Genomic DNA, 7,364 nt, shown 5'->3' on the forward strand with positions numbered 1-7,364 from the left:
CGGCCAGGGTCTGGCGCGCCTTGGCGCGCTGCGACGCGGCGGCCGTGCGCTGCGCGTCGGCGGCCTGCAGATCGCCCGCGTCCTGGCGGCCCTGGGTGTCGAGTTCCGCCAGTTCGGCCGCGATGGCCTGCTGACGCTGGCGCGTGCGCTCGCGATGGGCCTGCCGGGCCGCAGCCCGCGCCTGTGCCTCGGCCAGACGGCGCAAGGCCGCCGTGTGCGCCTGACGCGCCGCCGTGTGCGCCTGCTCGGCCGCCGCGAGCGCCTGACGGGCTTCGGTCCGTCGGTGCTGGCAGTCGGCCAGCCGCGTCTCGTTGTGCGCCAGCGCTGTCTGCAAGGCGGCGATTTCGGCGCCGCGTTCCAGCACACCGTCGGCGCCGTCGTTGCCGGGTACCGCCAGCCAGTTGCGTCCGACACGAATGCCCTCGCGCGTCACAACGCTCTCGTGCTGCGCCAGTGTGTGGCGCAGCGCCAGGGCCTGTGCCGGAGTATCGGCACGGCGCACGCCGCCGATCAGGGCCGCCAGGTCCACCGCGCTGTGCACGGCGTCGAGCAGGCTGCCACTGCCTGCCGCGGCCCCCTCGCCGGCTTCCACCAGCAGCAGGCCGGCCGCCTGTGACAGGGCATGGAGCGCCACGGTATCGAGACTGTCGATGACCTGCGCCTGCAGCCAGGGGCCGAGCGCCGCCTCCAGCGCGCCACGCCAGTCGGGCTGGGCATCCACGGCCGCCAGCAGCTCGCGCGCGGTCACGCCCTGCTCGCGCAACCAGACCTGCACCGGTTCGGCACCGGCCATCGCTGCCTGCTGCAGGGTATTGAGCGATGCCAGGCGCCCGCGTTGCTCGCGAACGCTGCCGTGCAGGGCCGACTCGTCCGCGCTGAGTGTCTCCAGCGCCTCACGGCAGGCGGCAATCCGCGCCTGCGCGTCGTGAAGCGCCTGCTCGCCCGAGGCGACCTCGGCTTCCAGCGCGGGGAGATCGGGCGCCGGCTCGGCGTCGGCCGCATCGGCGGTCGCGGCGAGCTGCTGCTGCTCGCGCAGCAGGCGCTCGCGCTGTGTCGTCAACCGGGCACGGTGTTGCTGCAGGCGCTCGGCATGGGCCTGTTGCAGACGCTCGCGCTCGGCCGCCTGCTGCAGTTCGGCACTGACCGCGTCGCAGGCCCGGCGCTGCTCGCTCAACATTGCCTCCGCGCGCGCCAGTGCCGCGCTGGCGCCCGCCATGGCCTGCTCCAGGCGCCCGCGCTCGTGGACGGCCTCCTGCTGCGCGGCGCCCAGCTCGGCCACCCGCGCCTCGGTCTCCGTACACTGGCGTTCGATCTGCTCGGCGCTGGCGAGCAACCGGGCGTGCTCCTGGGTCAGCCGCTCCTGGCGCTCGCGCAGGGCCGTGAGCGCCTGCTCACGCCCGGCCAGATCGGCACCGGCCTGGTACCAGGCCTGCTGCACTTCGCCGAGCGCGGTGGCCGCCGCGGCCTGCGTCTCGCGCGCTGCCTCGGTCTGTGCCTGTGTCGCGCGCAGCCCTGCCAGGGCCTGCTCCTGCGCCGTCAGCCCCTGCTCCAGCACACCGCGCTGAGTTGCCACGGCGGCCTCCTGGGCACGCAGACGCACACCCAGCAACTGGGCCCGCAGCTGTCGCTCCTCGGTCTTGAGCTCTCGGAAGGTCTGCGCCGCGCGGGCCTGACGCTCCAGCGTTGCCAGCCGTCGGCCGAGCTCATCGCGCAGGTCATCCAGGCGCGCCATGTTGTCGCGCGTGTGGCGAATGCGCCCGGCCGTTTCGTGCCGCCGGTCCTTGTACTTGGAGATACCGGCGACTTCCTCGACGAAGGCGCGCAGTTCCTCCGGCCGTGCCTCGATCAGGCGGGCGATCATGCCCTGCTCGATGATGGCGTAGCTGCGCGGCCCCAGGCCGGTGCCAAGAAAGATATCCGTGATGTCGCGACGCCGGCAGCGGCTGCCGTTGAGGAAGTAGACCGACTGCCCGTCGCGCGCCAGTTCGCGCCGCACGGCAATCTCGGCATAACTGGCCCAGGCACCGCCCAGCGTGCCGGCGCTGTTGTCGAACACCAGTTCGACACTGGCCTTGCCGACCGGCTGGCGAACGCTGGAGCCGTTGAAAATGACATCGGCCAGCGCATCGCCCCGCAACTGCCGGGCCGAACTCTCCCCCAGCACCCAGCGTACCGCGTCGACCACGTTGGACTTGCCGCAGCCGTTGGGCCCCACCACGCCGGTCAACGGCCCTCGCAAGTGCAAGGTGGTCGGATCAACGAAGGTCTTGAAACCCGCCAGACGCAGCGTTTTCAGCTTCATGTTCGCCGCTTCGGCCGCATTTGCCGCTCTTCCCGTGGCGAACGGATAATGCGCCCCCTTCCCCGTATGACCCGGAGACTGCCGTGGCCAGGCCGCGCCCCACCCGCTCTAAATCCGCGCCCGTCGAATCGGGCAACTGCCTTGAGACCTTCCCCAACCCGCATCCCGAGCGTGACTACACGGTACGGATGCGCTGCCCGGAATTTACATGTCTGTGCCCGAAGACGGGCCAGCCGGACTTCGCCACCGTGCATATCGAGTACGTTCCGGATCGGATGTGCGTGGAACTGAAGTCCCTGAAATTATATCTGTGGTCATTCCGCGACCAGGGTGCCTTTCACGAAGCGGTCACCGGCCACATGCTGGACGACCTGGTATCGCTCATGCAGCCGCGCTTCGTGCGCGTGACGGCAGAGTTCCTGGTGCGCGGTGGCATCTATACCACCGTGGTAGCCGAACATCGCCAGCCGGACTGGCAGCCGCCAACGCCAATTACGTTGCCCTGAAAAGCAAAAGGCCCGGTCTTTTGGACCGGGCCTTTTGGCATTTTGGTAGCGGGGGCAGGATTTGAACCTACGACCTTCGGGTTATGAGCCCGACGAGCTACCGGACTGCTCCACCCCGCAACTGGAGAGAGGGAAAGTATAGCGGGGCATCGCCCCGCCGGCAAGCGAAAACCTCAGAAAACCGCCTGGCACAGCGCCAGCAGGGGCGCCGGAAAAATACCGAGTCCCAGCACCAGCAGCCCATTGACGCCAATGAAAACCCGAACATCCAGCGCCGGGACGATGGCGGGCTGCTCCTCGGCCGCATCGAAGTACATGGCCTTGACGACCCGCAGGTAGTAGAACGCCCCGACCACCGAGAAGATCACCGCCACAATGGCCAGCCACAGCAGATCGTGCCGCAGCACCGCCTCGATCACACCAAGCTTGGCGTAGAAGCCCACCGTTGGCGGTACGCCAGCCAGCGAGAACATCACCACCAGCATCACCAGCGCCAGCCATGGCGAGCGCTGATTCAGGCCACGAAAGTCTTCGATGCGCTCCGCCTCGAAGCCGGCCCGGCTCAGCAGCATGATCATGCCGAATGCCGCCAGCCCCGTCAGCGCGTACGTGACCATGTAGAACAGGCTCGCCGCCATGCCATCGGCGTCGCCCGCCAACACGCCGAGCAGGAAAAAGCCCATGTGAGAAACGGTGGAGTACGCCAGCATGCGCTTGAGGTTCGTCTGCGCAATGGCAACCACATTGCCGACCGCAAGCGACAGCACCGCCAGCAGCGCCAGCATCTGCTGCCAGTGCTCCATCAACGGATGCCCGACACCGGCCAGCAGCTTGGCCACCAGCACGAACGCCGCCAGTTTGCTCACGGTGGACAGGAACGCCGTCACCGCGGTGGTGGCGCCCTGGTACACGTCCGGCAACCACATGTGGAACGGCGCGACACCCAGCTTGAAGCCGAGTCCGACCACCAGCATGGTCAGCGCCAGGCCGAGCAACGCCGAGAAATTGCCGGCGCGCGCGTGCTCACCCACCGCCTGGGTAACCGCGCCGATATCCAGCGAGCCGGTCACCCCATACAGCAGCGACATGCCGTAGAGCACGAAACCCGAAGCCAGCGCGCCGAGGAAGAAATACTTGATCGCCGCCTCGCTCGCCATGCTGTTGTCGCGGTTCAGTGCCACCAGCGCATACGACGACAGCGACAGCACCTCAAGCCCCAGATAGAGCACCAGGAGGCTGCCGGCGCTGGACATGATCAGCAGCCCGAGCGTTGCGAGCAACGAAAGCGTCAGATATTCGCCGGACAACAGGGCGCGCTGACGCAGGTAATCGCGGCCGAACAGCAACACGCCGAACATCACCAGCAGCGACACCGCCTTGACCACCAGTGCCAGGCCATCGACCGTGTAATGGCCGCTGAAGGTGGCGGTCGGCACCGTGTAGCTCTGCAGCAGTGCCACCAAGGTGGCGAGCAGGCTCAACTGCGCCGCAACGTACGTGTTGCTGCGCTCGCGGCCGGGCCAGAACAGGTCCACCAGCAGCACCACGCAGGACGCGGCCAGCAGCACCATCTCCGGCAGCGCCGGTGAGAAATCGGGGAGCGTGAATTCCATGGGTGTTGGCTATCGCTTGGTTGACGCGCTCAGAGACCGAGCTTGCCGCGTTGCAGGTGCGCGAGCAGGGTATCCACGGAGGCGTGGGTGACATCCAGCAGCGGGTTGGGCCACACACCGAGTGCCAGCACCGCCAGTGCCAGCAGGCCGAGCACCAGCCCTTCCTCGGCGCGCAGATCCTTCAGCGCCGCCACCTTGGGGTTGGCGACCGCACCGAACACCACCCGCTTGTACATCCACAGGTTGTAGGCCGCGCCCAGCACCAGACTGGTGCCAGCCAGCAGCGCGATCCAGAAGCCACCCTCGAATGCCGCCAGTATGACCATGAACTCGCCGACGAAACCCGAGGTGCCCGGCAGGCCGGAATTGGCCATCACGAACAGCATCATGAACGCAGCGAATACCGGCATGGTGTTGACGACACCGCCGTAGTCGGCGATCTGCCGGCTGTGCAGGCGGTCATACATCACGCCCACGCACAGGAACATGGCGGCCGAGATGAAACCGTGGGAGATCATCTGGACCAGGCCACCCTCGATGCCCTGCGCGCTGAACAGGAACGTGCCCAGCGTGACGAAGCCCATGTGCGAGATGGACGAGTACGCGATCAGCTTCTTCATGTCCTGCTGCACCAGCGCCACGGCGCCGATGTAGACGATGGCGATCAGCGACAGCGCGATCATCAGGCCCGAGAACGCCATGCTGGCATCCGGGGTGATGGGCAGCGACAGGCGCAGGAAACCGTAGCCACCCATCTTGAGCATGATCGCCGCCAGCACCACCGAACCGCCGGTCGGCGCCTCGACGTGGGCATCCGGCAACCACGTGTGCACCGGCCACATCGGAATCTTCACGGCAAACGCCGCCAGGAAGGCCAGGAACAGCAGCTTCTGGGTCGACAGGTCCAGCGCCACGCGCTGGAAGTCGAGCAGGCTGAAACTGTCGGTCTTCAGATGCAGGTAGATCAGCGCCACCAGCAGCAACACCGACCCAAGGAAGGTGTACAGGAAGAACTTCAGCGTGGCGTATACGCGGTTCGGTCCACCCCAGATGCCGATGATGATGAACATCGGGATCAGCATGGCTTCCCAGAACACGTAGAACAGCACTGCGTCGACCGAGGCGAACAGGCCGATCATCAGACCTTCCATGGCCAGGAAGGCGCCCAGGTACTGACTGACCTGGCGCTCGACCGACACCCGCGCCATTGCCACCACCAGAACGGTGACGAAGCTGGTCAGCAGGATGAACGGCAGCGCGATGCCATCGATGCCCAGGTGGTAGTAGACATTGAACGGCTCGACCCACGGCACGCGCTCGACGAACTGCAGCCCGCCGTTGGCCGGGTCGAACCCGGCGTACAGCGGCACCGTGATGATGAATTCCACCACCGCCACCAGCAACGCCAGCGTGGGTGCCAGCGCCGGCCGGCGATCGCCGGCCAGCAACCACACCAGCAGCGCGCCGACCAGCGGCGTCCAGATGGCAAGACTCAACAAAGGCAGGCTTTCGCTCATGGCGCGCTCAGAAGCTGACGTACCAGATCATGCCCAGCAGCGCGGCCAGGCCGATGATCATGGCAAAGGCATAGTGGTAGAGATAACCGGTCTGGATGCGGCGCAGTGCCGCAGCCAGGCGGCCGACGGTACGCGCCGTGCCGTTAACGGCCAGGCCGTCGATCAACGCCACGTCGCCAACCCGCCACAGCAGGCTGCCGATACCGCGCAGGCCGCCGGCAAACACGGTCTGATTGACGTCGTCGAAGTAGTATTTCCGCTCGAAGATGTGGTGAACGAGCGAGAACCGGTGACGCACGGTGGCCGGCCACTGAGGCCGCAGCAGGTAGAACACCGCCGCCGTGCCGGCACCGGCCAGCATCAGCCAGAACGGGGGCGTCATGAAACCGTGCAGAGCGAACGACAGCGCGCCGTGGAAGTGCTCGCCCAGTTCGAGCAGCGTGGCGTGCTGCGGCAACACGTGCAGCGCGGAACCGAAGTAGTCACCGAACAGCATCGGGGCGATCAGCGGCGCGCCGATCAGCACCGACGGCACCGCCAGCAACAGCAGCGGCCCGGTGACCACCGCCGGCGATTCATGCAGGTGCTCGGCGGCGTGATGATCGACCCGCGAGCGACCGTGGAACACCAGGAACAGCAGCCGGAAGCTGTACAGCGAGGTCACGAACACCCCAGCGAGCACGGCAAAGTGCGCAAACCCGGCCGCCGGCAGCGAGGACGCCGCCGCGGCTTCGATGATCGCGTCCTTCGAGAAGAAGCCGGCGAACCCGGGAAAGCCCACCAGCGCCAGCGTACCGATCCAGGCGGTCAGCGCCGTGATCGGCATGTGCTTCCACAGGCCGCCCATCTTGCGCATGTCCTGCTCGTGGTGCAGGCCAATAATCACCGACCCTGCCGCCAGGAACAGCAACGCCTTGAAGAAGGCATGCGTGCCGAGGTGGAAGATGGCCGCCGAGTACGCCGACACGCCCAGCGCCACCGTCATGTAGCCCAGCTGAGACAGTGTGGAATAGGCCACCACGCGCTTGATGTCGGTCTGCACCAGGCCCAGCAGGCCCATGAACAAGGCCGTCACGGCACCGATGAACAGGACAAAGTTCAGCGCCGTCTCGGACAGCTCGAACAGCGGCGACATGCGCGCCACCAGGAAGATGCCGGCCGTGACCATGGTGGCGGCGTGGATCAGCGCCGAAATCGGCGTCGGACCTTCCATGGAGTCCGGCAGCCACACGTGCAGAGGGAACTGCGCGGATTTGCCCATCGCACCGATAAAAAGCAGGATGCACACGAGTGTCAACGCCGACCATTCCGATCCGGGCAGCACTTCGATGGTCGTACCCACCACGCCCGAGGCACGCCCGAACACGGTGGCGTAATCGAGGGAGTCGAAGTAAAAGAGAACGGCGGCAATTCCGAGAATGAAGCC

Annotated in this window: 5 protein-coding genes and 1 tRNA gene; 1 reads left to right on the forward strand and 5 read right to left on the reverse strand. The window is 66.8% G+C overall.

The features are described from left to right. Nucleotides 1-2,302: AAA family ATPase (locus ABYX71_RS09235; RefSeq protein ID WP_372696212.1), on the reverse strand; the 2,302-nt coding region annotated here is incomplete at its 3' end. 83 nt (nt 2,303-2,385) lie between these two features. Between ABYX71_RS09235 and queF the strand changes: the two genes are divergently transcribed. Beyond that, nucleotides 2,386-2,808, forward strand: a complete 423-nt coding sequence (queF, locus tag ABYX71_RS09240; RefSeq protein ID WP_372696213.1) for a preQ(1) synthase — start codon at nt 2,386-2,388, stop codon at nt 2,806-2,808. A 43-nt stretch (nt 2,809-2,851) separates the two neighbouring features. Here queF and ABYX71_RS09245 read toward each other — a convergent pair. The 4 genes from ABYX71_RS09245 to ABYX71_RS09260 form a co-directional block, all read right to left on the reverse strand. Further along, nucleotides 2,852-2,928: transfer RNA gene (locus ABYX71_RS09245), tRNA-Met, on the reverse strand. A 53-nt stretch (nt 2,929-2,981) separates the two neighbouring features. Further along, on the reverse strand, nt 2,982-4,421 hold the full coding sequence (gene nuoN / locus ABYX71_RS09250) for an NADH-quinone oxidoreductase subunit NuoN (RefSeq protein WP_372696214.1): 1,440 nt from the start codon (nt 4,419-4,421) through the stop codon (nt 2,982-2,984). A gap of 29 nt (nt 4,422-4,450) precedes the next feature. Further along, the gene (locus tag ABYX71_RS09255; protein WP_372696215.1) at nt 4,451-5,938 is read right to left on the reverse strand and encodes an NADH-quinone oxidoreductase subunit M; all 1,488 of its coding nucleotides are present in this window, start codon (nt 5,936-5,938) and stop codon (nt 4,451-4,453) included. 7 nt (nt 5,939-5,945) lie between these two features. Beyond that, on the reverse strand, nt 5,946-7,364 hold a 1,419-nt coding region (locus tag ABYX71_RS09260; protein WP_372696216.1), incomplete at its 5' end, for an NADH-quinone oxidoreductase subunit L.

The sequence above is a fragment of the Immundisolibacter sp. genome, assembly GCF_041625615.1.
Taxonomy (GTDB): domain Bacteria; phylum Pseudomonadota; class Gammaproteobacteria; order Immundisolibacterales; family Immundisolibacteraceae; genus Immundisolibacter.